At 40.5% G+C, this 24,510-nt stretch carries 17 protein-coding genes, 12 tRNA genes and 2 rRNA genes; 2 read left to right on the forward strand and 29 right to left on the reverse strand.

Annotated features, from left to right (window positions below; all coding sequences use genetic code 11):
- Positions 1 to 82: 82 nt before the first annotated feature.
- From MNO09_RS29505 to MNO09_RS29575, 15 genes are all read right to left on the reverse strand, one after another.
- Positions 83 to 3,004 (reverse strand): 23S ribosomal RNA (locus tag MNO09_RS29505).
- Between the two features lie 146 nt (positions 3,005 to 3,150).
- A 16S ribosomal RNA gene (locus MNO09_RS29510) occupies positions 3,151 to 4,702 on the reverse strand.
- Together the 16S and 23S rRNA genes with 12 tRNA genes alongside form the textbook arrangement of a ribosomal RNA operon.
- A gap of 77 nt (positions 4,703 to 4,779) precedes the next feature.
- Positions 4,780 to 4,850, reverse strand: a tRNA-Gly gene (locus tag MNO09_RS29515).
- A gap of 1 nt (position 4,851) precedes the next feature.
- A tRNA-Pro gene (locus MNO09_RS29520) sits at positions 4,852 to 4,928 on the reverse strand.
- A 3-nt stretch (positions 4,929 to 4,931) separates the two neighbouring features.
- Positions 4,932 to 5,008: transfer RNA gene (locus MNO09_RS29525), tRNA-Arg, on the reverse strand.
- A 97-nt stretch (positions 5,009 to 5,105) separates the two neighbouring features.
- Positions 5,106 to 5,188 (reverse strand) — tRNA-Leu (locus tag MNO09_RS29530).
- A gap of 16 nt (positions 5,189 to 5,204) precedes the next feature.
- Positions 5,205 to 5,277, reverse strand: a tRNA-Lys gene (locus tag MNO09_RS29535).
- Between the two features lie 5 nt (positions 5,278 to 5,282).
- Positions 5,283 to 5,357: transfer RNA gene (locus MNO09_RS29540), tRNA-Gln, on the reverse strand.
- Between the two features lie 87 nt (positions 5,358 to 5,444).
- Positions 5,445 to 5,520, reverse strand: a tRNA-Asp gene (locus MNO09_RS29545).
- A gap of 3 nt (positions 5,521 to 5,523) precedes the next feature.
- Positions 5,524 to 5,600 (reverse strand) — tRNA-Met (locus tag MNO09_RS29550).
- Between the two features lie 24 nt (positions 5,601 to 5,624).
- Positions 5,625 to 5,700, reverse strand: a tRNA-Val gene (locus tag MNO09_RS29555).
- Between the two features lie 4 nt (positions 5,701 to 5,704).
- Positions 5,705 to 5,779, reverse strand: a tRNA-Glu gene (locus MNO09_RS29560).
- An 8-nt stretch (positions 5,780 to 5,787) separates the two neighbouring features.
- Positions 5,788 to 5,878 (reverse strand) — tRNA-Ser (locus MNO09_RS29565).
- 3 nt (positions 5,879 to 5,881) lie between these two features.
- Positions 5,882 to 5,956, reverse strand: a tRNA-Asn gene (locus MNO09_RS29570).
- 114 nt (positions 5,957 to 6,070) lie between these two features.
- Positions 6,071 to 6,529, reverse strand: a complete 459-nt coding sequence (locus MNO09_RS29575) for a SprT family protein (protein ID WP_000344252.1) — start codon at positions 6,527 to 6,529, stop codon at positions 6,071 to 6,073.
- Positions 6,530 to 6,724: 195 nt separating this feature from the next.
- Between MNO09_RS29575 and cmpA the strand changes: the two genes are divergently transcribed.
- Positions 6,725 to 6,841, forward strand: coding sequence for a cortex morphogenetic protein CmpA (gene cmpA / locus MNO09_RS29580; protein ID WP_001143642.1), 117 nt, complete (start codon positions 6,725 to 6,727; stop codon positions 6,839 to 6,841).
- A gap of 59 nt (positions 6,842 to 6,900) precedes the next feature.
- Here the strand turns inward: cmpA and MNO09_RS29585 are convergent, their stop codons facing one another.
- The 6 genes from MNO09_RS29585 to acpS form a co-directional block, all read right to left on the reverse strand.
- On the reverse strand, positions 6,901 to 9,069 hold the full coding sequence (locus MNO09_RS29585; RefSeq protein ID WP_000426249.1) for a Tex family protein: 2,169 nt from the start codon (positions 9,067 to 9,069) through the stop codon (positions 6,901 to 6,903).
- Positions 9,070 to 9,137: 68 nt separating this feature from the next.
- Complete coding sequence (gene ndoA, locus MNO09_RS29590) at positions 9,138 to 9,488, reverse strand: type II toxin-antitoxin system endoribonuclease NdoA (RefSeq protein ID WP_000635963.1); 351 nt, start codon at positions 9,486 to 9,488, stop codon at positions 9,138 to 9,140.
- A 4-nt stretch (positions 9,489 to 9,492) separates the two neighbouring features.
- Entirely contained in the window at positions 9,493 to 9,780 is a 288-nt protein-coding gene (locus MNO09_RS29595; protein WP_000004570.1) for an antitoxin EndoAI, read from the reverse strand.
- A gap of 309 nt (positions 9,781 to 10,089) precedes the next feature.
- Positions 10,090 to 11,259 (reverse strand): alanine racemase, encoded by a 1,170-nt coding sequence (alr, locus tag MNO09_RS29600; protein WP_000398151.1) that lies wholly within the window; start codon positions 11,257 to 11,259, stop codon positions 10,090 to 10,092.
- Between the two features lie 118 nt (positions 11,260 to 11,377).
- Positions 11,378 to 12,328 (reverse strand): LolA family protein, encoded by a 951-nt coding sequence (locus MNO09_RS29605; RefSeq protein WP_002096914.1) that lies wholly within the window; start codon positions 12,326 to 12,328, stop codon positions 11,378 to 11,380.
- 156 nt (positions 12,329 to 12,484) lie between these two features.
- Positions 12,485 to 12,844: a holo-ACP synthase gene (acpS, locus tag MNO09_RS29610; protein WP_000635044.1), complete on the reverse strand. Its 360-nt coding sequence runs from the start codon at positions 12,842 to 12,844 to the stop codon at positions 12,485 to 12,487.
- A gap of 92 nt (positions 12,845 to 12,936) precedes the next feature.
- On the opposite strand from acpS, the gene MNO09_RS29615 reads away from it, so the two are divergent.
- Positions 12,937 to 13,509 carry a rhomboid family intramembrane serine protease gene (locus MNO09_RS29615; RefSeq protein WP_000906923.1) on the forward strand — a complete coding sequence of 191 codons (573 nt, stop codon included), beginning with the start codon at positions 12,937 to 12,939 and terminating at the stop codon, positions 13,507 to 13,509.
- Here MNO09_RS29615 and uvsE read toward each other — a convergent pair.
- The 8 genes from uvsE to MNO09_RS29655 all read right to left on the reverse strand — a co-directional run bounded on the left by uvsE (position 13,502) and on the right by MNO09_RS29655 (position 24,459).
- Positions 13,502 to 14,464 (reverse strand): UV DNA damage repair endonuclease UvsE, encoded by a 963-nt coding sequence (gene uvsE, locus MNO09_RS29620; protein WP_000961177.1) that lies wholly within the window; start codon positions 14,462 to 14,464, stop codon positions 13,502 to 13,504. The two genes, MNO09_RS29615 and uvsE, sit on opposite strands and share 8 nt — an antisense overlap.
- A gap of 93 nt (positions 14,465 to 14,557) precedes the next feature.
- Positions 14,558 to 16,141 carry a degradosome RNA helicase CshA gene (gene cshA / locus MNO09_RS29625; protein WP_000206597.1) on the reverse strand — a complete coding sequence of 528 codons (1,584 nt, stop codon included), beginning with the start codon at positions 16,139 to 16,141 and terminating at the stop codon, positions 14,558 to 14,560.
- Between the two features lie 305 nt (positions 16,142 to 16,446).
- The gene (gene murF / locus MNO09_RS29630) at positions 16,447 to 17,823 is read right to left on the reverse strand and encodes a UDP-N-acetylmuramoyl-tripeptide--D-alanyl-D-alanine ligase (protein WP_000610688.1); all 1,377 of its coding nucleotides are present in this window, start codon (positions 17,821 to 17,823) and stop codon (positions 16,447 to 16,449) included.
- 60 nt (positions 17,824 to 17,883) lie between these two features.
- The gene (locus MNO09_RS29635) at positions 17,884 to 18,969 is read right to left on the reverse strand and encodes a D-alanine--D-alanine ligase (RefSeq protein ID WP_000161438.1); all 1,086 of its coding nucleotides are present in this window, start codon (positions 18,967 to 18,969) and stop codon (positions 17,884 to 17,886) included.
- A 369-nt stretch (positions 18,970 to 19,338) separates the two neighbouring features.
- On the reverse strand, positions 19,339 to 20,610 hold the full coding sequence (locus tag MNO09_RS29640) for an MDR family MFS transporter (protein WP_000799711.1): 1,272 nt from the start codon (positions 20,608 to 20,610) through the stop codon (positions 19,339 to 19,341).
- Between the two features lie 108 nt (positions 20,611 to 20,718).
- Complete coding sequence (bcaP, locus tag MNO09_RS29645) at positions 20,719 to 22,134, reverse strand: branched-chain amino acid transporter BcaP (protein WP_000809356.1); 1,416 nt, start codon at positions 22,132 to 22,134, stop codon at positions 20,719 to 20,721.
- A 230-nt stretch (positions 22,135 to 22,364) separates the two neighbouring features.
- The gene (locus MNO09_RS29650; protein ID WP_000499910.1) at positions 22,365 to 23,537 is read right to left on the reverse strand and encodes a homogentisate 1,2-dioxygenase; all 1,173 of its coding nucleotides are present in this window, start codon (positions 23,535 to 23,537) and stop codon (positions 22,365 to 22,367) included.
- A complete protein-coding gene (locus tag MNO09_RS29655) occupies positions 23,503 to 24,459 on the reverse strand; it encodes a fumarylacetoacetate hydrolase family protein (protein WP_000674018.1) in 957 nt (318 codons plus the stop codon). The genes MNO09_RS29650 and MNO09_RS29655 overlap by 35 nt, the downstream gene beginning before the upstream one ends.
- Positions 24,460 to 24,510 lie beyond the last annotated feature (51 nt).

Raw genomic sequence — 24,510 nt, forward strand, 5'->3', positions numbered from 1 at the left:
GAATCATCATAACTTATTTAACTTTTAAAGTCAACAAGTTTTTTATATTCTTTCAAAACTAGATAACATTGCTTCATATTATATGGTTAAGTCCTCGATCTATTAGTATTCGTCAGCTCCACATGTCACCATGCTTCCACCTCGAACCTATCAACCTGATCATCTTTCAGGGATCTTACTAGCTTACGCTATGGGAAATCTCATCTTGAGGGGGGCTTCATGCTTAGATGCTTTCAGCACTTATCCCTTCCGCACATAGCTACCCAGCTATGCCCTTGGCAGAACAACTGGTACACCAGCGGTGCGTCCATCCCGGTCCTCTCGTACTAAGGACAGCTCCTCTCAAATTTCCTACGCCCACGACGGATAGGGACCGAACTGTCTCACGACGTTCTGAACCCAGCTCGCGTACCGCTTTAATGGGCGAACAGCCCAACCCTTGGGACCGACTACAGCCCCAGGATGCGATGAGCCGACATCGAGGTGCCAAACCTCCCCGTCGATGTGGACTCTTGGGGGAGATAAGCCTGTTATCCCCGGGGTAGCTTTTATCCGTTGAGCGATGGCCCTTCCATGCGGAACCACCGGATCACTAAGCCCGACTTTCGTCCCTGCTCGACTTGTAGGTCTCGCAGTCAAGCTCCCTTATGCCTTTGCACTCTACGAATGATTTCCAACCATTCTGAGGGAACCTTTGGGCGCCTCCGTTACACTTTAGGAGGCGACCGCCCCAGTCAAACTGCCCACCTGACACTGTCTCCCGGGTCGATAAGACCCGTAGGTTAGAATTTCAATACATTCAGGGCGGTATCCCACCAGCGCCTCCACCGAAGCTAGCGCTCCGGTTTCAATGGCTCCCGCCTATCCTGTACAAAATGTACCAAAATTCAATATCAGGCTACAGTAAAGCTCCACGGGGTCTTTCCGTCCTGTCGCGGGTAACCTGCATCTTCACAGGTACTATAATTTCACCGAGTCTCTGGTTGAGACAGTGCCCAAATCGTTACACCTTTCGTGCGGGTCGGAACTTACCCGACAAGGAATTTCGCTACCTTAGGACCGTTATAGTTACGGCCGCCGTTTACTGGGGCTTCAGTTCAGAGCTTCGCTTACGCTAACCCCTCTCCTTAACCTTCCAGCACCGGGCAGGTGTCAGCCCCTATACTTCGCCTTACGGCTTCGCAGAGACCTGTGTTTTTGCTAAACAGTCGCTTGGGCCTATTCACTGCGGCTTTCCGTTAAGAAAGCACCCCTTCTCCCGAAGTTACGGGGTCATTTTGCCGAGTTCCTTAACCAGAGTTCTCTCGCACACCTTAGGATTCTCTCCTCGCCTACCTGTGTCGGTTTGCGGTACAGGCACCTTTTATCTCACTAGAAGCTTTTCTTGGCAGCGGGGAATCAAAGACTTCGCTCCATAAGGAGCTTCCCCATCACAGCTCAGCCTTCACGATAAGCGGATTTGCCTACTTATCAGCCTAACTGCTTGGACGTGCACAACCAATCGCACGCTTCTTCTATCCTTCTGCGTCCCTCCATTGCTCAAACGATAAAGAGGTGGTACAGGAATATCAACCTGTTGTCCATCGCCTACGCCTGTCGGCCTCGGCTTAGGTCCTGACTAACCCTGAGCGGACGAGCCTTCCTCAGGAAACCTTAGGCATTCGGTGGACGGGATTCTCACCCGTCTTTCGCTACTCATACCGGCATTCTCACTTCTAAGCGCTCCACCAGTCCTTCCGGTCTGACTTCACTGCACTTAGAACGCTCCCCTACCACTGATACCATTGGTATCAATTCGCAGCTTCGGTGGTGTATTTAGCCCCGGTACATTTTCGGCGCAGAGTCACTCGACTAGTGAGCTATTACGCACTCTTTAAATGGTGGCTGCTTCTAAGCCAACATCCTAGTTGTCTAAGCAACTCCACATCCTTTTCCACTTAATACACACTTTGGGACCTTAGCTGGCGATCTGGGCTGTTTCCCTCTTGACTACGGATCTTATCACTCGCAGTCTGACTCCTAAGGATAAGTCATTGGCATTCGGAGTTTGACTGAATTCGGTAATCCGATGAGGACCCCTAGTTCAATCAGTGCTCTACCTCCAAGACTCTTACACTTAAGGCTAGCCCTAAAGCTATTTCGGGGAGAACCAGCTATCTCCAGGTTCGATTGGAATTTCTCCGCTACCCACACCTCATCCCCGCACTTTTCAACGTGCGTGGGTTCGGGCCTCCATTCAGTGTTACCTGAACTTCACCCTGGACATGGGTAGATCACCTGGTTTCGGGTCTACGACCACGTACTAAACGCCCTATTCAGACTCGCTTTCGCTGCGGCTCCGCCTCTTCAGCTTAACCTCGCACGGGATCGTAACTCGCCGGTTCATTCTACAAAAGGCACGCCATCACCCATTAACGGGCTCTGACTATTTGTAGGCACACGGTTTCAGGATCTCTTTCACTCCCCTTCCGGGGTGCTTTTCACCTTTCCCTCACGGTACTGGTTCACTATCGATCACTAGGGAGTATTTAGCCTTGGGAGATGGTCCTCCCAGATTCCGACGGAATTTCACGTGTTCCGCCGTACTCAGGATACATTCAAGAGAGAACGAAGTTTCGACTACGGGGTTGTTACCCTCTACGACGGACCTTTCCAGGTCGCTTCGTCTACCTCGTTCCTTTGTAACTCCGTATAGAATGTCCTACAACCCCAAGAGGCAAGCCTCTTGGTTTGGGCTATGTTCCGTTTCGCTCGCCGCTACTCAGGAAATCGCATTTGCTTTCTCTTCCTCCAGGTACTTAGATGTTTCAGTTCCCTGGGTCTGTCTTCCTTACCCTATGTATTCAGGCAAGGATACCATACCATTACGTATGGTGGGTTTCCCCATTCGGAAATCTTCGGATCAAAGCTTACTTACAGCTCCCCGAAGCATATCGGCGTTAGTCCCGTCCTTCATCGACTCCTAGTGTCAAGGCATCCACCGTGCGCCCTTTCTAACTTAACCAAACTAAAATTAAAAAAATATGAGCTACACTGTTATCTAGTTTTCAAAGAACATACATTTATATATGAGAGATAGTTCTCTCAAAACTGAACAAAACGAAACACGGAAACTTATATTGATGAACAGCGTTCATCAATTCTCCATAGAAAGGAGGTGATCCAGCCGCACCTTCCGATACGGCTACCTTGTTACGACTTCACCCCAATCATCTGTCCCACCTTAGGCGGCTGGCTCCATAAAGGTTACCCCACCGACTTCGGGTGTTACAAACTCTCGTGGTGTGACGGGCGGTGTGTACAAGGCCCGGGAACGTATTCACCGCGGCATGCTGATCCGCGATTACTAGCGATTCCAGCTTCATGTAGGCGAGTTGCAGCCTACAATCCGAACTGAGAACGGTTTTATGAGATTAGCTCCACCTCGCGGTCTTGCAGCTCTTTGTACCGTCCATTGTAGCACGTGTGTAGCCCAGGTCATAAGGGGCATGATGATTTGACGTCATCCCCACCTTCCTCCGGTTTGTCACCGGCAGTCACCTTAGAGTGCCCAACTTAATGATGGCAACTAAGATCAAGGGTTGCGCTCGTTGCGGGACTTAACCCAACATCTCACGACACGAGCTGACGACAACCATGCACCACCTGTCACTCTGCTCCCGAAGGAGAAGCCCTATCTCTAGGGTTTTCAGAGGATGTCAAGACCTGGTAAGGTTCTTCGCGTTGCTTCGAATTAAACCACATGCTCCACCGCTTGTGCGGGCCCCCGTCAATTCCTTTGAGTTTCAGCCTTGCGGCCGTACTCCCCAGGCGGAGTGCTTAATGCGTTAACTTCAGCACTAAAGGGCGGAAACCCTCTAACACTTAGCACTCATCGTTTACGGCGTGGACTACCAGGGTATCTAATCCTGTTTGCTCCCCACGCTTTCGCGCCTCAGTGTCAGTTACAGACCAGAAAGTCGCCTTCGCCACTGGTGTTCCTCCATATCTCTACGCATTTCACCGCTACACATGGAATTCCACTTTCCTCTTCTGCACTCAAGTCTCCCAGTTTCCAATGACCCTCCACGGTTGAGCCGTGGGCTTTCACATCAGACTTAAGAAACCACCTGCGCGCGCTTTACGCCCAATAATTCCGGATAACGCTTGCCACCTACGTATTACCGCGGCTGCTGGCACGTAGTTAGCCGTGGCTTTCTGGTTAGGTACCGTCAAGGTGCCAGCTTATTCAACTAGCACTTGTTCTTCCCTAACAACAGAGTTTTACGACCCGAAAGCCTTCATCACTCACGCGGCGTTGCTCCGTCAGACTTTCGTCCATTGCGGAAGATTCCCTACTGCTGCCTCCCGTAGGAGTCTGGGCCGTGTCTCAGTCCCAGTGTGGCCGATCACCCTCTCAGGTCGGCTACGCATCGTTGCCTTGGTGAGCCGTTACCTCACCAACTAGCTAATGCGACGCGGGTCCATCCATAAGTGACAGCCGAAGCCGCCTTTCAATTTCGAACCATGCAGTTCAAAATATTATCCGGTATTAGCCCCGGTTTCCCGGAGTTATCCCAGTCTTATGGGCAGGTTACCCACGTGTTACTCACCCGTCCGCCGCTAACTTCTTGAGAGCAAGCTCTCAATCCATTCGCTCGACTTGCATGTATTAGGCACGCCGCCAGCGTTCATCCTGAGCCAGGATCAAACTCTCCAATAAAGTTAGTTTGTCTAGCATCTAAAAATAAAAATTGACGTTTCACGTTGTTTGTTTCGTTCAGTTTTCAAAGAACTAAAAGCGGGTGAAGAGAATCGAACTCTCGACCAGAGCTTGGAAGGCTCTTGTTTTACCACTAAACTACACCCGCGTGGTCGGGAAGACAGGATTTGAACCTGCGACCCCCTGGTCCCAAACCAGGTGCTCTACCAAGCTGAGCCACTTCCCGTTATGGCGCGCCCGAGAGGAGTCGAACCCCTAACCTCTTGATCCGTAGTCAAACGCTCTATCCAATTGAGCTACGGGCGCTTATTCATGATGTTTTTTCGTCGTTGTATTTTGGCGACTCGATTATCTTATCATACTACATTTTCAAATGCAAGTACTTTTTTGAAAGATTTTTTGATGCGGCCGAGAGGACTTGAACCTCCACGGGGTTTCCCCCACTAGGCCCTCAACCTAGCGCGTCTGCCGTTCCGCCACGACCGCGCGGAAAAAACAAAAGTGAGCCATGAAGGATTCGAACCTTCGACCCTCTGATTAAAAGTCAGATGCTCTACCAACTGAGCTAATGGCTCGTAAATGGCTGGGCTAGCTGGATTCGAACCAGCGCATGACGGAGTCAAAGTCCGTTGCCTTACCGCTTGGCTATAGCCCATCGAAATATTTATCTTCTTTTCAAAGACAAATGTTATTGTAACATAATGCCCAATAAAAAACAACTGCCAAATAGCAGAAGTTAAAATGGCGGTCCCGACCGGGGTCGAACCGGCGATCTCCTGCGTGACAGGCAGGCATGTTAACCACTACACCACGGGACCATTTGGTTGCGGGGACAGGATTTGAACCTGCGACCTTCGGGTTATGAGCCCGACGAGCTACCGTGCTGCTCCACCCCGCGATGATACTATTTATATAATTTATATGGTGGAGGATGACGGGATCGAACCGCCGACCCCCTGCTTGTAAGGCAGGTGCTCTCCCAGCTGAGCTAATCCTCCGAAGTGGTGACCCGTACGGGATTCGAACCCGTGTTACCGCCGTGAAAGGGCGGTGTCTTAACCACTTGACCAACGGGCCAGTATGTATGGCAGAGAAGAAGGGATTCGAACCCTCGCACCGCGTTAGCGATCTACTCCCTTAGCAGGGGAGCCCCTTGAGCCACTTGGGTACTTCTCTGTATGGCTCCGCAGGTAGGACTCGAACCTACGACCGATCGGTTAACAGCCGATAGCTCTACCACTGAGCTACTGCGGAATAATAATGACAATTTGTATCTTATAAAATTTCTTATCGTAAGTCAAGATGTTTTTTCACAACATCTTGTACAAACGTGACATGTTTATAATATACTGGATTGCGTTTTCACTGTCAAGATGTTTTCTTTATCAGGTTCAGTTTCCCTTTACACTTTCCGCAGACATATCTTTTTGTATTTATTTGACGTCTTCTTACATATTGAAGCAAACAGCCCATACATTCATACGTATAAACCTTTTTTTCCTTCTCTTCATTAATTATTCGTTTACAAAAGCGTGGCGCATCAACTTCTTTTAACAATTCACGAAAATCTCTATCCCGGTGCTTATAGCCCCTTCCTGTAATATGTAAGTGATAATGACAAAGCTCATGTTTAATGATTCCGACTAACTCTTCTTTCCCATACATTTCGTAATATCGATAATTCAGTTCAATATTGTGTGTATTCAATAGATAACGTCCACCAGTTGTACGCAACCTACTATTGAACATAGCTCTATGTAAAAATGGCATTCCGAAGTATTGTAGTGATACTTCTTCCACCAGACGCTGTATTTCTTGCTCATCCACTCTCATTCCTCCTAAACTAAAAAATATTTTTACACTTTTCTCCTCCCTTATACATATATTAAATAGTACATATACCCATCCTCATTCAAGAAGCGTGGTTTCTAAAAATATAGCATGAATAGAAATCCACTCACCAACCTCTCATCAATAGTACCTTAGATTTTTGAGAGTAGGATTAAACAAGGAGGGATTCCTATGCCTACGTGGCTAAAAAAACAAATGCAACGCGCATATTTTGAAAAAAACCGGTATCAAATTAAATTACTAAATGAATGCTGGTTTTATTATAGCAAAATACATCAAAGCTCATAATCCATTACACGTTTTATCCCATAAAAAAAGAGAGCAGTTTCATCTGCTCTCTTCTCTTACTATTCTATCGGCAACATGGATAGTGCAACGCGACCTTTTTTCGTATCAATATCATCTACCCATACCTTTACGATTTGTCCGACAGATACAATATCTAACGGATGCTTCACATACTGTTTGCTTAGTTTAGAAATATGTACTAAACCATCTTGTTTTACACCTACATCAACAAAAGCACCAAAATCAACAACGTTACGAACTGTTCCTTCCAGTTCCATACCACGTTTTAAATCTTCTAATTTCAAAATCCCTTTTTTCAGAAGCGGTTTAGGCAACTCATCCCTCATGTCTCGCTCTGGACTAATGAGCGCATCTATAATATCAACTAACGTTGGCTCCCCAACTCCCGTTTCTTGCGATAACTTAGAAATCTCCACTTCTTCTAAGCTCTTTTGTAATTGCAATTGCCCTACGTCATCTTTTGATAACCCTAGACTCTTCAATAACAATTCAACATTTTTATATTGTTCTGGATGAATACCCGTTCGATCTAACGGATTTGCCCCTTCTAATATACGTAAGAAACCTATGCATTGTTCATATGTCTTCGCACCTAGACGCGGTATTTTCTTTAAGTCTGTTCGTTTTGTAAATTTCCCTTCTTCTTCACGCTTTGCCACAATATTTTTCGCAACAGTTTTCGATAAACCCGAAACATATTGCAATAACGCAACTGAAGCTGTATTTACATTCACACCGACTTGGTTAACTGCCGTCTCTACTACAAATGTTAATGATTCATTCAACCTCTTTTGAGATACATCATGTTGGTATTGTCCAACCCCAACTGATTTAGGATCAATCTTCACAAGTTCAGCAAGTGGATCTTGCAGACGTCTCCCAATAGAAACAGCACTTCTTTCTTCAACCTGTAAATTCGGAAATTCCTCACGAGCTAAATCAGAGGCCGAATACACACTCGCACCAGCTTCGTTCACAATAATATAGAAGACTTCTTGTTTCACATTTTGTAATACATCAACTATAAATTCTTCCGATTCTCTAGAAGCTGTACCATTCCCAATCGCAATCATTTCAACTTGATATTTATCTATAATAGAAAGAACTTTCGTTTTTGCATCTTCATATTTACGAACAGGTGGATGCGGATAAATAACATCAATATATAGAACCTTCCCCGTATCATCTACAACAGCTAATTTACAACCCGTTCTATATGCAGGATCTACAGCTAACACAACCTTTCCTTTCATTGGAGGTTGTAATAACAAATTACGTAAGTTCTCAGAGAAAATATGTATCGCTTGTTCCTCAGCTGTTTCTGTTAATTCTTTTCGAATCTCTCTTTCAATGGAGGATTGAATTAATCGTTTATAACCATCCTCAATTGCTAACTTTACATAATGTGCACTTTTAGAATCGTTATCACGAATTACTCTCTTATATAAGAAAGTTACTATCTCATCTACTGGTGGAACAACAGAAACTCTCAATATATCTTCTTTCTCACCGCGATTCATCGCTAATACACGATGCGGCACTACTTTCTGCAACGGTTCTTCATAACTGTAATACATTTCATATATATTCTTTTCATCTTTCTCTTCATCTTTTACGGACGAAGACATAACACCTTTTCTAAAAGTAACATTCCGAATCCAACTACGATAAGCTGCTTCATCTGAAACGATTTCCGCAATAATGTCTTGGGCACCTTGTAATGCTTCTTCTGCAGATTGCACTTCTTTCTCTGCATTAATAAACTCCACTGCCTTCTGATTTGGATCTTCTTTCTTATATAACAATAACCATTCAGCTAACGGCTCTAGTCCTTTTTCTTTTGCAATCGTTGCTTTCGTTCTTCTTTTCTCTTTATATGGACGATATAAATCTTCTACTTCTTGCAACTTTACAGCTTTAACAATTTGCTGACGTAACTCTCCTGTCAGTTTCCCCTTCTCATCAATAAGACGAAGAACCTCTTCTTTCCTATCTTCAAGCTGCATCATATATTGCCATCTCTCTAAAATTGTACGAATTTGCACCTCATCTAAAGAGCCTGTCCATTCTTTTCGGTAACGAGCAATAAATGGAACTGTGTTACCTTCTTCTGTTAATTGAATAACATGACGAACTTGCTTTTCGGTAAAGCCTAATTCCTTCACTAACATTTTCATTAACGCTTGTCGATTATCTACCATTTCCATATACAACCGTAACCTCCTCTATAATAAAAAAAAGTTGCCCTGTAAAGAGAGCAACTTAAACTGCCGATTTAAAAATCTATTAGTCCTAAACTAATTTGTAGCGCTTCATCTACACGAATCATCATCACTTCATCTAAGTGAGTGATTTTGTCCGTTAAGCGCTGCTTATCGATTGTTCGAATCTGCTCAAGTAAAATAACAGAATCTCTCTCAAAACCGTACTTTTTCGCATCAATTTCCACATGAGTGGGTAATTTAGCTTTTTGAATCTGTGCAGTAATAGCCGCTACAATCACCGTTGGACTAAAACGATTTCCGATGTCATTTTGAATGACAAGAACCGGACGAACGCCTCCTTGCTCAGAACCAACAACTGGGGAAAGGTCTGCAAAATACACGTCGCCGCGTTTTACAATCAAAATATTACCCCCCGCTAACTAAGCGTTCTACTGTATGAGCTGCTTCATACTCTGCTAAGAAAGCTTCCGATGCAATACCAAGATTAATTTTTCCCATTTCAATGTACCCACGTCGCATTGATTCATGTTGGTAGCGTTTCTTCGTCTTATGTTGACGCAATAACAGTTGTGTTGCCTGGCAAATTAGTTCATGGCGATTCTTATTCTCTTGTTTTCCAATTCCGTCCAATTCCGTTACCATTTGCTTTGGCAACCGAACCACGATTTCAGTAGTTACACTTGATTCGGACACAAAAATACACCTCCACCGTCAACTACACACCCAAATATATATATGACACCTATTGTAATAATACCATTGTATGGAGCCTGTTGCAAAGACTTCCTTATTCCTTGCTTATGTTTTCCAATTCACAAACAAAACATTCATATTCTTTTATTTTTATCTTATTACAAACAAGAAACGCAAGAGTTTCCCAGCAAAATTCACATTAAATTATGTTAAAAGTAATGATAAGTAAAAAGCTTCTCATCAAAAATGAGCTTATTCTTAACCAATGAACAGTCCTCTCAAATGACAAGAAGCAAATCATACTACCTTCTATATATTATTCAAATAATTGATTACTTCTACAACCTTGCCGTGCCGTATGAATATTCTCGGCACACGGAAGCTTATCGTTGCAATAATTTCATAATTAATAGTCCCAGAATATTCAGCAACCTCAGTAGCACTAATATACTCATCACCTTGTTTTCCAATGAGTGTAACTTTCGTACCAAGCGGCACTTCACAAGGAAGGTGTATCATGAATTGATCCATTGTTACTCGACCTACAATCGGTACCCTTTTACCATTTATAAGCACTTCGAACCCTTGTAATCTTCTAAGCCAGCCATCTGCATATCCAATCGCAACAGTTGCAATCCATTCTTCCGTTTTGGTTCGGTAAGTGACGTTATAACTAATCCCATCCCCTTTAATCACCTGTTTAATATGAGCAACTTTCGTATGCAATGATAGCGCTGGTTCTAATTTAAACGGTAAAAAAGGGCGTATTTCTACAGACGGGGATAATCCATACATCGCAATGCCAATTCGTACTGCATTAAATGTAATCCCTTGAAAACGTAGCGTTGCAGCACTATTAGCTGTATGGACAAACTTAGGATCCACTCCGAACTCTTTCAACCAACTTAACTGCTGCAAAAATGTGTTATATTGCTTATCAAAGTAAGAAGTCTCCACCTCATCCGCTGTTGCAAAATGTGTATAAACTCCTTCTAATTCTAAAAATGGTGCACCTTCTAAACTCTTTAAAAATCCTTTTAATTCTTTTCGTTCGCGTATTCCAATTCTCCCCATACCACTATCGAAATTAATATGGTATTTCATTGTAGATGAACCATCCCAAAGTTTGATCGCTTCATCCACCCATTCTTTTTGAAAAACAGTTAACGCTACATCATTTTCAGCAGCTACATTGACATCACGAGGCGGGGAAGGACCTAACACTAAAATCGGCACAGTAATACCAGCCCTTCGAAGCACTAGAGCTTCATCTAAAAAGGCAACCGCTAACCTTGTCGCCCCTGCTTCTAATGCCGTTTTAGCTACCGGTACATAATCATGTCCATATGCATTTGCTTTGACTACAGCAAAAATCTCTACATCACTTGGAATGAAATCTTTAATGTGTGTAATATTGTTATAGATCGCATCTAAATCCACTTCCACCCAAGTGTCACGATAAAATGGTGCTCCTTCCATAAATACACTTCCTTATACACGATATGCGACGCTTATTCTTTTATATGCTTCTTTTATGAAATCCACCCTTCAAACTAAGAAAAGACGTGGTGCACATATATCACCACGTCTAAGAAGTTTACTTCACTTGCTTCTCTGTAACTGAACGAGCAACCATTAATAGCTCCTTCGGCTCTAAACCTTTAGACACGAGCATATATTCTACTCCGTTATGCGACCACGTTAAAGAATCTTTCGTCAATGCCCCAATTGTAAAGCCAAGATCAACCAATTCTCCGCTCACACTTATCGCTGACGAAGCCTCTGCAACTTTTGCCTTTTCTTGTATCAAAGTAAAGGATTTCTTACTTCCAGTGTATGTGAGTATCGCACGCTTGCCACTGTCTGTCTTCAACTCTTTTTCATCTTTCAAAACCATACCTTGCGGCGTATCACGCGGATACAAAATAGCAAATGGTTTGTCTTCTTTCGCTGTTGTTTGAACATCTACTTGCGCTCTAGACATATTTTGTTTCGTATCAAATGCACCTTTATCAAATTTCGCATCAAATTTCACTTTTGAGAAATCTACTTTCACAAGAACATTTTGATCATTATCCATTAACTTCACCGAAACTGGTGTTAAATCACTTTTCTTCAATGTAATCTCTTGTTTCGGCAACATGTTTTGATGTTGATAGTTTGTTTTTGTTTTAAAAATATAATACTTATCTGTTTTTTCAAAAGTAAGGTTTTTCTTATCCTGCAAAATATCTCTCACAAGGGATTCATATAAATAAGCCTGGCTACTATTTTGCGGCCAATCACTTTGGAAACGGAAACTCTTATTAAGTGCTGGCGTTAATACAAATACCCCTTCTTCATTTCTTAAAATAATTTGGCTTTGATCTTTTTTCGCATTCTGCAAATTCACACGATAAAAAGAAGGTTCCTTATGCCATATTTCTACCTTGTACTCCTGAGGCTCATTCCCTGTTTTAATAGATAATTTTGCTTCAGCTTGATAACTTTTCATCCCTTTTACTTTCGCCTCTAAATCTCTCACAACATCATCTTGTTTCTTTTCCATACAACCCGCCAACACAAAAACGGTTAATAAACCGACAAGAACTAAAAACAGACGCCTTTTCATCACTTCAGCCCCTTTGCCCCTATAAATGAATGGAAGATGTACCTTCCTTATCGCTACATCAAATATATGAGACAAAGATATAAAATATGCAGACTAGCGTGACGAGCTTTCTAAAACAACTTGAGCAACAGCAAATTCCTTACTATGACTAATTGATAAATGAACAATATGCTCTGTACTTGTAACGAGAATCGGCTTACCTCTATCATCATTCCTTACTTCAATATCTAAAAAACTTACTTCTTTTCCAATACCAGTTCCTACCGCTTTTGAATACGCCTCTTTCGCTGCAAATCTTCCAGCTACAAACTCTGTAAGGCGACTTCCCTTCAGCTCCTTAGCAACATTACGTTCACTTTCAGTTAAAATACGCTCCATAAATTTAAGTTTTCCATCTAGCATTTTTTCAATTCGATTCAATTCAATAATATCGATTCCAATCCCTACAATCATTTCAAAATCCCCTTCTTCTATTTAGCTTTCTTTTTTCATATTGTAAGAATAACAGAGAATCTTTCTGATGCAAAAGGAGTGATACTCACAACATGCTAATACCTTCTGCCCGCATTTCCTTACAACCAATCGTCATCGCTTTACTTCTCATACAATTAGTCATGATTATGTTAGGCGACTTTCTTCTCTTTCCCATGGCATCCTACAATGAATATATCGCTAAAGGAGAATGGTGGCGTCTCATAACTTCCTTACTTGTACATGTAGACTTACAACATTTCCTTTCTAATAGTATTTGTTTATTTGTGCTTGGCTCTTCTATTGAAAAACAACTAGGGCACTTTTCTTTCATCATTATTTTTTTCCTTTCTGGCATTCTTGGAAATATTTCTTCTTATCTCATTATGCCTCTTGAATATATTCATGCCGGGGCATCTGGTGGTATTTTCGGATTGCTAGGTGCACAATTATTTCTATTGTATAGTCGATATCGTTCTTCCAATCCAAGAGACATTGCCATTTTTTCAATCATGATATGTATATTACTACTATTCACTTTCTTCAATCCCTCCGCTAACCCTATAAGCCATTTAACAGGATTGATTATTGGTGGTATTTGCACTCCTTTATTAACAAAAAAATTCGATGGTGCAGAGCTTATTTAATATAAAAGCTCGCACCATCGACAATTTCTACATCTGTTTGTTTACTTAAATCTCTCATTAGTTGAAATAAAGACTCATCCTTCTTCTTCGCCTCAATCATACAATCAATTTGCGAAACACTTCCCTTTATCTTTTTTAAAAAAGATAAAAAAGTATCTACATCAATAAAGTCCGCATGCGCTCTCGGGTCTTTTCCCTCTCTAGGACTAGAAATGTGCATTTTCACTGGTAACAAAGACGATTCCCACGTATGTACAACACGCGCCCAATCTTCATGCCAATCTTCTCGATCATTATTCATCATATGGTGATGCAAATCAAACACGACTGGAATATCTAATTTTTCACCTAAATACAATGTTTCTTCTAAAGAAAAGGTCGTATCATCATTTTCTAATATGACCATCTCTTGGATACTTCTTGGAACATTTGACCAATTTTCTATAAAGCGTTCTAATGCGAGTTCCTTATCTTTATAACCTCCACCCACATGTAATACGCATCGTTGCTTATGTTCAATCCCCATACCTTTTAATAATTTTTTATGCATCTGCAATGTCTTTACAGATTGTTTAAAAATATTCTCTTCAGGTGAATTCAGCACAACGAAATGATCTGGATGAAAATCAATACGCATATTCATTCGAATAGCGTAATCACCTAGTACTTTTAAATTTTCTTTTAAGGGGCGAATATAGTTCCACTCTAACAACTCCTCATGATTCGCTAAAGGAACAAGCTTGGAACTAAGCCGAAAGAAAGATATATCATGCCCTTTATTATGCTTTAATAACCGTAAACAATTTTCTAAATTCGAATTAGCAATTCTTTCGAGTTTACGAATTGCAGCCTCCCTATCATCAATTCGTTGAAACTGCGCATATGTCATCGTTTGAGATGGAGATGCATTCTTTAAATGTACACTCATCGCAACATACCCAAGTCTTACAAGCATGTAGCACCTCTTTTCTACACAAGTTATTATGTAGTATGTACAATTACAGAAATAAAAAAAGAGAATGCCGGCAAAGGGCATTCTCTTTTTTTATTAAGCTTGTGGACGGCTATGATGTTTTCTTTCGCCACGTCCATTTGAAGATCCAGGGCGACCTTGACCTTCACCTTTACGACCACGGCTACCACCATCACGATTACGATCACGGTTACGGCCATCGCCACCACCGCGTCCGTCACGATTGCGATCACGGTTACGACCATCGCCACCGCCGCGTCCGTCACGACTACGATTACGGTTACCATCACGGTATCCGCCTCCGTTACCGCCGCGTTTTTTAGAACCGCCACCTCTTGAAACAACTGGTGGTTCTGATGTTAAAGCGATTGGAGTTGTATCTGGCTCTTTTGTCATCATTTTTAAAGCAGCAGCTACTACTGTTACAGAATCATTCTCTTCTAACATTTCTTCTGCAATACGCTTGTAGTATGATAAATTATCATTTTCAATTGTGCTTTGAAGTTTTTCAGCGATTAAACGTTGTTGACCTTCTAATGCCTCGTCAAGTGTCGGTGCTTCCATACGATCAACTTTACGTTTTGTAGTGCGCTCGATATTTTTTAATTGTCCTGATTCACGTGGTGTTACAAATAACATTGCAATACCTTTTTTACCTGCACGGCCAGTACGACCGATACGGTGAACGTATGATTCTGGATCTTGTGGGATATCGAAGTTGTATACATGTGTTACGCCTGAAATATCAAGACCACGTGCAGCAACGTCTGTTGCAACAAGAACTTCAATAGCACCTTCTTTAAATTTACGTAATACAGACATACGCTTCGCTTGTGTTAAGTCACCGTGAATACCTTCTGCTGCATAACCACGTAAGTTTAATGCTTCTGATAATTCATCAACACGACGCTTTGTACGACCGAATACGATTGCAAGCTCTGGAGATTGAATATCTAATAAGCGTGTTAACACGTCAAACTTTTTCTTTTCTTGCACTTCTAAATAGAACTGCTGAATGTTTGGCATTGTTACTTCTTTTGCTTTTACTTTAATGTGTTGAGGCTCAGTCATGAAACGCTCAGCAATACGACGGATTGGATCTGGCATTGTCGCTGAGAATAATAATGTTTGATGTGTATCTGGCACATCTGTTAAAATCGCTTCAATATCTTCAATGAAGCCCATGTTTAACATTTCATCCGCTTCGTCAAGAACAACTGTCTCTACGTTTTGTAAGCGAAGTGTTTTACGGTTAATATGATCTAAAATACGACCCGGCGTACCAACAATAATGTGTGGGTGTTTTTTTAGAGCACGAATTTGGCGGTTAATATCTTGACCACCATAGATTGGTAAAATACGAACGCGTTTATGTTTACCAATTTTGTACAGCTCTTCTCCAACTTGAATTGCTAATTCACGCGTTGGCGCGATAACAATACCTTGAACTGCTTCTTTATTTGTATCCACTTTATCTAATAGTGGTAATCCGAATGCTGCTGTTTTCCCTGTACCTGTTTGCGCTTGCCCAATAATATCCTTACCTTGCAATGCATGTGGAATTGTTTCAGCTTGAATCGGCGTAGCCTCTTCAAAGCCCATACTTTCAACAGATTGTAGTAAAGACTCACTTAATCCTAATTCTCGAAATGTTGTCAATGTTACTTCTCCTTTTCTATCCTATACTTATCATTTAAAAAAAGGCGTTTTCCGAATTTGCGGAAAAGCCCTTTTCCTGAATGCTCACGTATATAAACGGGCGTATATTCTTCGCGAAAATACTTCTAAACGTTATTACACTTTATCAATTATAAGTTTTGTATGTGCAAAAAGCAAACCCAACTGTTACCTTATTTTCATATTCAGAGTTTTTTTCTTCACTTTTATTTTTTTATATTTACTGTAAGCGCTTATTATAAGTTTCTTCTATTTTCGCATCTATCATCCCTATTTATATACACCAATTATTTCAACATCGTAATTACTTCTTCCAATTTCATGCCACGAGATGCTTTTATTAATACAACATCTTTCACATCAACTACTGCTTGTAACTCTTTTACTAGCTCTTCTTTATTATCATACGCTTTTACACGCTCAATAGGGAAATTAATTTTCGCTCCTTCAGCAATTTGAGCCCCTAATTTACCATATGTGAACACATATGCAATTTTTGCTGGATCGATTAATTTACCGACTTCATAATGAAACTGTACTTCTTGATTTCCAAGCTCTAACATATCACCGAGTACAACGATCTTCTTAGCAAATCCATCTAAACCGTTCATTAAGTCGAATGCTGCTTCCATAGCTGTCGGACTTGCATTATAAGCATCATTGATAATTGTTAATCCACTATCCGTTTTTACAATTTCCATACGCATGCCCGTCATTTGAAGTGTTACTAAACCTTGTTTCATTTCTTCCCATGTTACACCAAAATGTTTCGCAATTGCCATTGAAGCAAGCGTATTATACACATTATGTTTCCCCAATACTGGTAAGTAGAATGAAATATTTTCATCTCTATTCATTTTAAAATGTGTCCCAGTCGCCTGTAATGCTACAGTCGTTGGATAATAATCATTTGCTCTAGCATCACCAAACGTAACTGTTTCAGCTATTAAATTCATTTCAGGAACACGATTTGTTAATAATGGCTCATCTCCGTTATATACGAATACTCCACCTTCTTGTAATCCTGTCACAATTTCTAATTTCGCTTCAGCAATTGCTTCACGAGAGCCTAAATCCATTAAATGCGCCTCACCGATGTTCGTAATGATAGCTGCATTTGGACGTGCTAACTTAGATAAGAATTCAATTTCCCCTCGGCTCGACATACCCATCTCTAATACAGCTACTTCTGTATTTTCTTCTAAGTTTAAAATAGTAAGAGGTAACCCAATATGGTTATTGAAGTTTCCTTCTGTTTTTTGAACTTTGAATTTAGTCGCAAGAAGACTTGTTACAATATCTTTTGTAGATGTTTTACCATTACTCCCTGTCACACCAATAACTTTCACATCCAATTGATCGCGATAGTTTTTCGCTAACATTTGTAATGCCGATAGCGTGTCTTCTACAAAAATAACGGGAAGGTTCTCAGGTGGATTTGCTACATCTTTCATCCATAATGTCGCCACAGCTCCATTTTCAACGGCTTTATCTACAAAAGCATGTCCATCGAAACGTTCACCTTGAATCGGAACATATAGGTTGCCTTTTTCGACTTTTCTCGTATCAATAGACACTCCTTGTATAGTAATTCCCTCATATTGCTCTGCTAATCCCGTACCATTTACCATCTGTTCTACTTGTTTTAACGTTCGATTTATCATGAGAACACTCCTTACATAGAGGAAGCACTATTCCTGCGAATAGTGCTTCCTCCTTTTTTGTTAGATTGTATATTTAATTTTTTGTTTTTCTTCGTGACGCTCAATCGCTAAACGAATTAGCTCTTCAATTAATTCCGGATACGGTAATCCAGTATGTTGCCATAGTAGAGGGAACATACTAAACGGCGTAAACCCTGGCATCGTATTCACTTCGTTAATATATACTTCTCCATCTTTCGTTAAGAAGAAATCAGCTCTTGTTAAGCCAGCACTATCTAACGATTGGAATGCAATAATTGCATCTCGCTTAATGACATTAGACTCTTCTTCTGTCATTTCAGCCGGAATAATTAATGCTGTATCGCCATCGATATATTTCGACTTATAATCATAGAAGTCCTTTTTCGGTACGATTTCACCTACAACTGAACATTTCGGTTCATCATTACCTAATACACCAACTTCTACTTCACGTCCAACGATATTTTCTTCTACAATAATTTTGCGGTCAAATTGGAATGCCTCTTCAAATGCATTCTCAAGCTCTTCACGATTTTTACACTTATTAATACCAACACTTGAACCAAGGTTTGCTGGTTTTACGAAGCAAGGATATCCTAAAACTTCTTCTACTTTTTCATATGCTGTTTCACAATCTTTTTCCCACGCACTACGAATAAACGATGCATACTTCGCTTGTTTCAATCCAGCTTCTGCGAAGATGTTTTTCATAACAACTTTATCCATACCAGCAGCAGATGCTAGAACACCATTTCCTACATAAGGAATGTTCATTAATTCTAATAATCCTTGAACCGTTCCATCTTCACCATTTGGTCCATGTAATAATGGGAAAATAACGTCGATAGCATTTTCCTCAGAAGCTGCAGATGGAATGATTTCTGTGCTTAATGATAACGGAGAAATCGCATTTTCTGCGCCGCTCATTTTTAGAACTTCAACATCTGTTACTTCACCTTCAATACGCTCACCGCGAACCCATTGACCTTGTTCTGTAATATAAATTGGATGAATCTCGAATTTATCTTGATTTAATGCTTTAATAGCAGCAAGAGCCGTTTGTAGCGAAACTTGATGCTCAGCTGATTTTCCACCATATAATAAACCTAATTTAATTTTTGTCACTGAAATCACCCTAACCAATTGTTTTCATTTTTCTATTTTAGCACTTTTTATAAAAATAGGTAGTTCCTATTTGAAATAAAATGTAACTTCCACAAATAATTAAATGACACCACTTATTGGTTTTCTATACTTTTTCTACTTAACTTTCTTCATAAATATACAAAATTAAATTCTAAAATACAGTGAAACTTTAATTAACAAGGGGCCATCCCCACTAATTATCAGCCCGCACCAATCGGGCAGTTATCTCCCGCCGAATTTTGAGGTGGAATTCTTACTGCCCACAAATAGCGGGATAAAATTGTAATCCAATCTAGTTATGTACCTAAAATATGTAGAAATCCCCTTTTTGTGTATGTCATCTACTCATTAAGAAGATTGTTTGGTCAGTGTGCCTTTTTGCCTTTGCTCAACGAGACGATCTAAAGAAACATATACAATACCTGCAACTACACATCCTACAGCTAAAATTGTAAATAGAAAGTGGCCAAGTAATCGATCCAATAAAAAACCGCCAAGAAGTGGACCGAATGCGCCTCCTGTAATCCACTGCAAACTGGCAGCTCCCATATAAGTCCCTCTCAAGTGCTCAGGGGCCAAATTCGCTACAAACGTCATCTGTACAGGCGACATAATCATCTCACCTAACGTATATATGGCATAAACGAACAGCAACGTTATTAAAATAATCGTAGCATTTGCATCATATTCTCCAAACCACTTCGGTAACCATCCTATAAAGAACAAACCAACTCCGAACAAACATGCACCATATAACATCGTCTTTCCGACAGGTTTATCTGTGGCCCATTTTGAAATTTGAAATTGGAACAACACAACTAATAGTCCATTTAAAGCCATTAAATATGGATATGGATTGTTAGTTCCAAAAATGCCTTTCATTTCATTATCAAAGTGCAGCGGCAACATGCCTTCTGTTTGAGAAAATCCCATCGAAATAATGATACCTGCTAACAAATAAATCATTAGTGCCTTATCTCTCATTACAATTTTCCAAACCACCCCTGATTCCTTTTCTTTATTCTCTTCTTTATTCGCACTCTTTGGCATTGTCTCTTGAATAAGAATGAATACAAGTAATGCATAAAATAACATCGTAGACGAGGCAATAATAAACACAAGGTTCTTCGACAACATAACTACTGAAGCACCCATTATCGGGCCAATTGCAGCACCTATATTGTGCCCCATTCGTAATAAACCATATGCTTCTGTTCTTTTTTCAGGTGCTGTTACATCCGCAACCATTGCTGATGCAGCGGGATGGAATAATGAATTACTGAGCCCTAAAAAAATAGATAAAATAGCATAAGGAATAAATCCTTCTATAAATAAAAAACCTAGCATGAACAAAGCATTACTCACCATTGAAAAAATCATTATTGGCTTTCTTCCATATATATCAGCAATCCTCCCACCAAGAAGAGAACCGAAACTTGCGGCAATCGGAGAAAGTGCCATAATAACCCCTACTTCCAATAACGAATCCACCTTATCTTTTAAATATAGTGCAAAAAAAGGCATCAACATCATCATTGCAATTCCATTTAACGTTTCGCCAATAAACCGAATCCATATGTTTCGGTCCATCTCCCTTAACTCACGCCACGTATTTTTCATACATTCCCCCCTCAGTTCCCCAACAATTATATTATATACACAATCAGAAAAATGTAAATTTTCAGAACAAAAAATCCATCCTAACAGAATTAGAATGGATTTTTCAACTTATAAATTTGCTGCATCTTCTTCGTCTTTACTATTATTTAAAGCACTATGTTTTCGGCTATATAAGAAGTAAACCGCAATACCGATAACCATCCATACCCCAAAACTAATCCAAGCAGTTCCGGATAACTGAAGCATTAAATATAAACAAAAAATCACCGTTAATGCTGGTAAAAATGGTACAAGCGGTGCCTTAAATGCTCTTGGTAAATCCGGATGAGTTCTTCTCATTACAATAACAGCAACAGCTACAAGTGCAAAGGCTGATAAAGTCCCCATATTTACAAGATGCGCTAACACATTTAAATCTATTAATCCTGAAATAAGTGCTGCAATAATTCCTGTTGTCCATGTATTTAAAAATGGTGTTTTAAATTTTGGATGGACTTTAGCAAGGCGCTTCGGCAATAATCCATCTCTACTCATTGCATACGAAACACGTACTTGCCCATACATCATAACTAACATTACTGTTGTGATTCCTGTAATTGCTCCTACTGAAATTACTCCCGCTAAACTATCTTGTCCAATAAATTGAAGTGCAAAAGCAACTGGATCTGATATATTTAACTGTCCGTATGGAACAATTCCTGTCAAAATAAGTGAAACAACAATATAAAGAACCGTACAAATTAATAAAGATGCAATAATGCCAATTGGTAAATCACGTTGTGGACGTTTCACTTCTTCTGCTGCCGTTGAAACTGCATCAAACCCTATGAATGCAAAAAACACTGTAGCAGCTCCAGCCATTACACCATCTAAGCCAAACGGCATAAAAGGTGTCCAATTTTCAGGTTTTACATAATTAAAACCAGCAAAGATAAATATGAGAACAACCGCTAATTTAATAAACACCATAATGTTATTTATTCGTGCACTTTCACGAACACCTCTAGATAAAAGAACTGTCATCACTAAAATAATTAGAACCGCAGGCAAATCAATTATTCCACCCTTTCCTGTACCAGGGGCCGAGGAGAGAATGGTAGGAATATGGATCCCAAATCCCTTTAATAAAGATTGAAAATAAGCGGACCAACCGTTTGCTACAGCAGATGTAGCGAGTAAATACTCAAGCATTAAGTCCCATCCAATTAAAAATGCGAATACCTCTCCCATCGTCGCATATGTGTACGTATACACACTGCCTGAGACAGGAACTGAAGAAGCGAATTCAGCATAACAAAATGCAGCAAAGGCACAGGCTAAAGCGGCTATCGCAAATGATAATATAATAGCTGGTCCAGAATGTTTTGCTGCTACCACGCCCGTTAGAACAAAAATACCTGTTCCAACAATTGCCCCGATTCCAAGCATAGTTAAATCCAATGCACCCAATGTTCTTGCTAACGTCTTTTGCTTACTCTCTTGCATTAGCTTTGCAATAGGCTTCTTTTGAAAAATTTGCTTCATAGCATGCTCCTCCAAGTTTTAAATTTTCTGAAAATTTTTAATTCGCTTTTTATTTTACTCATTGCACTTTCCCCAGTCAATACTTTTGTCGAAATAAGTAGAAATCTTTCGGAACATACAATATCCTTATCGTTGTTTCTATATATCTTTCCGTAATTTTTTTTGGTATTATTATACATGTCGATTCCACAAAAGAGGCATGCTCACTTATTGAGCATGCCTCTTTTTACCTATTTCACAGTATGTGAACCTTCTTCAATCCAGCTATACATATATTTTTCATCTTCTGTTTCATGTGCTTGCTTTACAATACGAAGCGGACGGAACGTGTCTATCATAACAGCTAGTTCAAGTGTTTCTTTCTTCCCTATACTTCCCTCTGTTTTTCCAGGATGCGGCCCATGAGGAATTCCGCTCGGATGAAGTGTAATAGAACCTTCTTCCACACCTTTCCGGCTCATAAAGTTTCCTTCTACATAGTACAGTACTTCATCACTATTCACGTTACTATGATAATATGGTGCCGGAATAGATTCTGGATGATAGTCGTATAAACGTGGTACGAAAGAACAAATAACGAAATTGTGACCTTCGAACGTTTGATGTACTGGAGGTGGCTGATGAATACGACCTGTGATTGGTTCAAAGTCCTCTACATTAAAGACCCACGGATATAAATAACCATCCCAACCAACAACATCTAACGGATGGTGCCCTAAAACATGTTTATGCATATACCCTCGCGACTTTGTCATTACGACAAACTCACCTTTTTCATCATACGTCTCTAATTTTTCAGGACCACGAATATCTCTCTCACAAAACGGACTATGCTCTAACAATTGTCCATATTCATTCCGATAGCGACGCGGCGTTGTGATTTGACTATTTGCCTCTACAACGAGAAACTTAGTCTCTCCTTCATCTGGAATAACACGATAAATCGTTCCAATTGGGATTGTTACATAATCACCTTTTCGATAGTGAATCGTTCCAAACATCGTTTCAATTTTCCCTGTTCCATAATGAACAAATAACATTTCATCACCATCACCATTACGGTAGAAATAGTCCATTTTTTCTGTTGGAGCCACTACTCCAATTAATAAATCCTCATTCCCAAGCATAAAATTCCTTCCGCTTACTGCATCGCCAGTTTTTTTATTTTCTTTTGTGCGAAAATGACGATGAGCAAGAGCTACATCTTCTTCATACTGCAACTGACAAGAATGAGATAATGCCGCATGACCTACTTCCGTTGGCATATAATGATGGTACAAAATAGATTGCGTACCAGAAAAACCTTTTGTTCCCATTACCTGTTCGCGATAAAGCGACCCATCTTTTTTACGGAATTGTACATGTCGTTTATGAGGTAGCTCCCCCATGTGACGATAAAACATGCCCATCACCTGCTTCCATTTCTTTTTTGACCGTATTACATAACGTACCTAAACCAGTAATCGTAAGTTCTACAACATCCCCATCTTGCAGCCACTCTTCCGTACCCAGTTCTAAAACACAACCTGTTCCTACTGTCCCAGAACCAATCACATCGCCTGGATATAACGTAACGTCTTCCGAAGCACGTTCAATCATTTCAGCAAATGTATAATAAATATCTTGGAAGTTCCCCTTTGATAATAGCTTTCCATTTACATGAGCAGTCATCTCTAACGCATAACGGTCACCGTTACGGTAAACATCCAATTCCTCTTTCGTAACAAGGTGCGCTCCTAATGAAGTTGCAAAATCTTTTCCTTTTGCTGGACCAAGTCCTACCTTCATTTCTGTTGCTTGTAAGTCCCTTGCACTCCAGTCGTTCATAATACAATAACCAAAAATGTATTCCTCTGCTTGCTCACGAGAAATATTTCTTCCTTCTTTCCCAATTACGCAAGCGATCTCTAACTCATAATCAAGCTTTTTAGATTTCTTCGGACCAATTACAAAATCATCCGGACCAATTACAGCACGATGGTTCGTAAAATAAAAAACCGGGATATCGTACCATTCAGGTACAACATCTAGCCCTCTCCGGCCGCGGGCCGTTTTTACATGCTGTTCAAACGCGTAAAAATCCCGAATACTACTCGGATTAGGAATTGCCGCCGCTAATTGCACTTCCTCTAAGGAATATATACCCTTTTCTGGATTCTCTATATTGCGCAATACTTCTACATACTCATCCGCTTTCTCTAAAAAGGCGAACATAGAAGAAGGTAATTTTCCATCACTAGCAAGATTCATATCAATTACTTTGTCACCTTCCAGCCATCCAGCTCGCATTTCTTTCGAAGGAAGACGAAATGTAACAAATTTCATCATGATTCCTCCCTATAAAAATGAAATTTCCACCAGCAAAGAGACTTTTGC

This window comes from Bacillus sp. N5-665 (assembly GCF_022637375.2).
Lineage (GTDB): Bacteria > Bacillota > Bacilli > Bacillales > Bacillaceae_G > Bacillus_A > Bacillus_A wiedmannii.

Excerpts from the sequence above, each read along its gene's own strand:
- cmpA (WP_001143642.1), top strand. The coding sequence starts at position 6,725 with ATGCCTACGTGGCTAAAAAAACAAATGCAACGCGCATATTTTGAAAAA.
- MNO09_RS29585 (WP_000426249.1), bottom strand. The coding sequence starts at position 9,069 with ATGGAAATGGTAGATAATCGACAAGCGTTAATGAAAATGTTAGTGAAG.
- alr (WP_000398151.1), bottom strand. The coding sequence starts at position 11,259 with ATGGAAGGAGCACCATTTTATCGTGACACTTGGGTGGAAGTGGATTTA.
- MNO09_RS29605 (WP_002096914.1), bottom strand. The coding sequence starts at position 12,328 with ATGGAAAAGAAACAAGATGATGTTGTGAGAGATTTAGAGGCGAAAGTA.
- acpS (WP_000635044.1), bottom strand. The coding sequence starts at position 12,844 with ATGATTGTAGGGATTGGAATCGATATTATTGAATTGAATCGAATTGAA.
- MNO09_RS29615 (WP_000906923.1), top strand. The coding sequence starts at position 12,937 with ATGCTAATACCTTCTGCCCGCATTTCCTTACAACCAATCGTCATCGCT.
- uvsE (WP_000961177.1), bottom strand. The coding sequence starts at position 14,464 with ATGCTTGTAAGACTTGGGTATGTTGCGATGAGTGTACATTTAAAGAAT.
- murF (WP_000610688.1), bottom strand. The coding sequence starts at position 17,823 with ATGATAAATCGAACGTTAAAACAAGTAGAACAGATGGTAAATGGTACG.
- MNO09_RS29640 (WP_000799711.1), bottom strand. The coding sequence starts at position 20,610 with ATGAAAAATACGTGGCGTGAGTTAAGGGAGATGGACCGAAACATATGG.
- bcaP (WP_000809356.1), bottom strand. The coding sequence starts at position 22,134 with ATGAAGCAAATTTTTCAAAAGAAGCCTATTGCAAAGCTAATGCAAGAG.
- MNO09_RS29650 (WP_000499910.1), bottom strand. The coding sequence starts at position 23,537 with ATGTTTTATCGTCACATGGGGGAGCTACCTCATAAACGACATGTACAA.
- MNO09_RS29655 (WP_000674018.1), bottom strand. The coding sequence starts at position 24,459 with ATGAAATTTGTTACATTTCGTCTTCCTTCGAAAGAAATGCGAGCTGGA.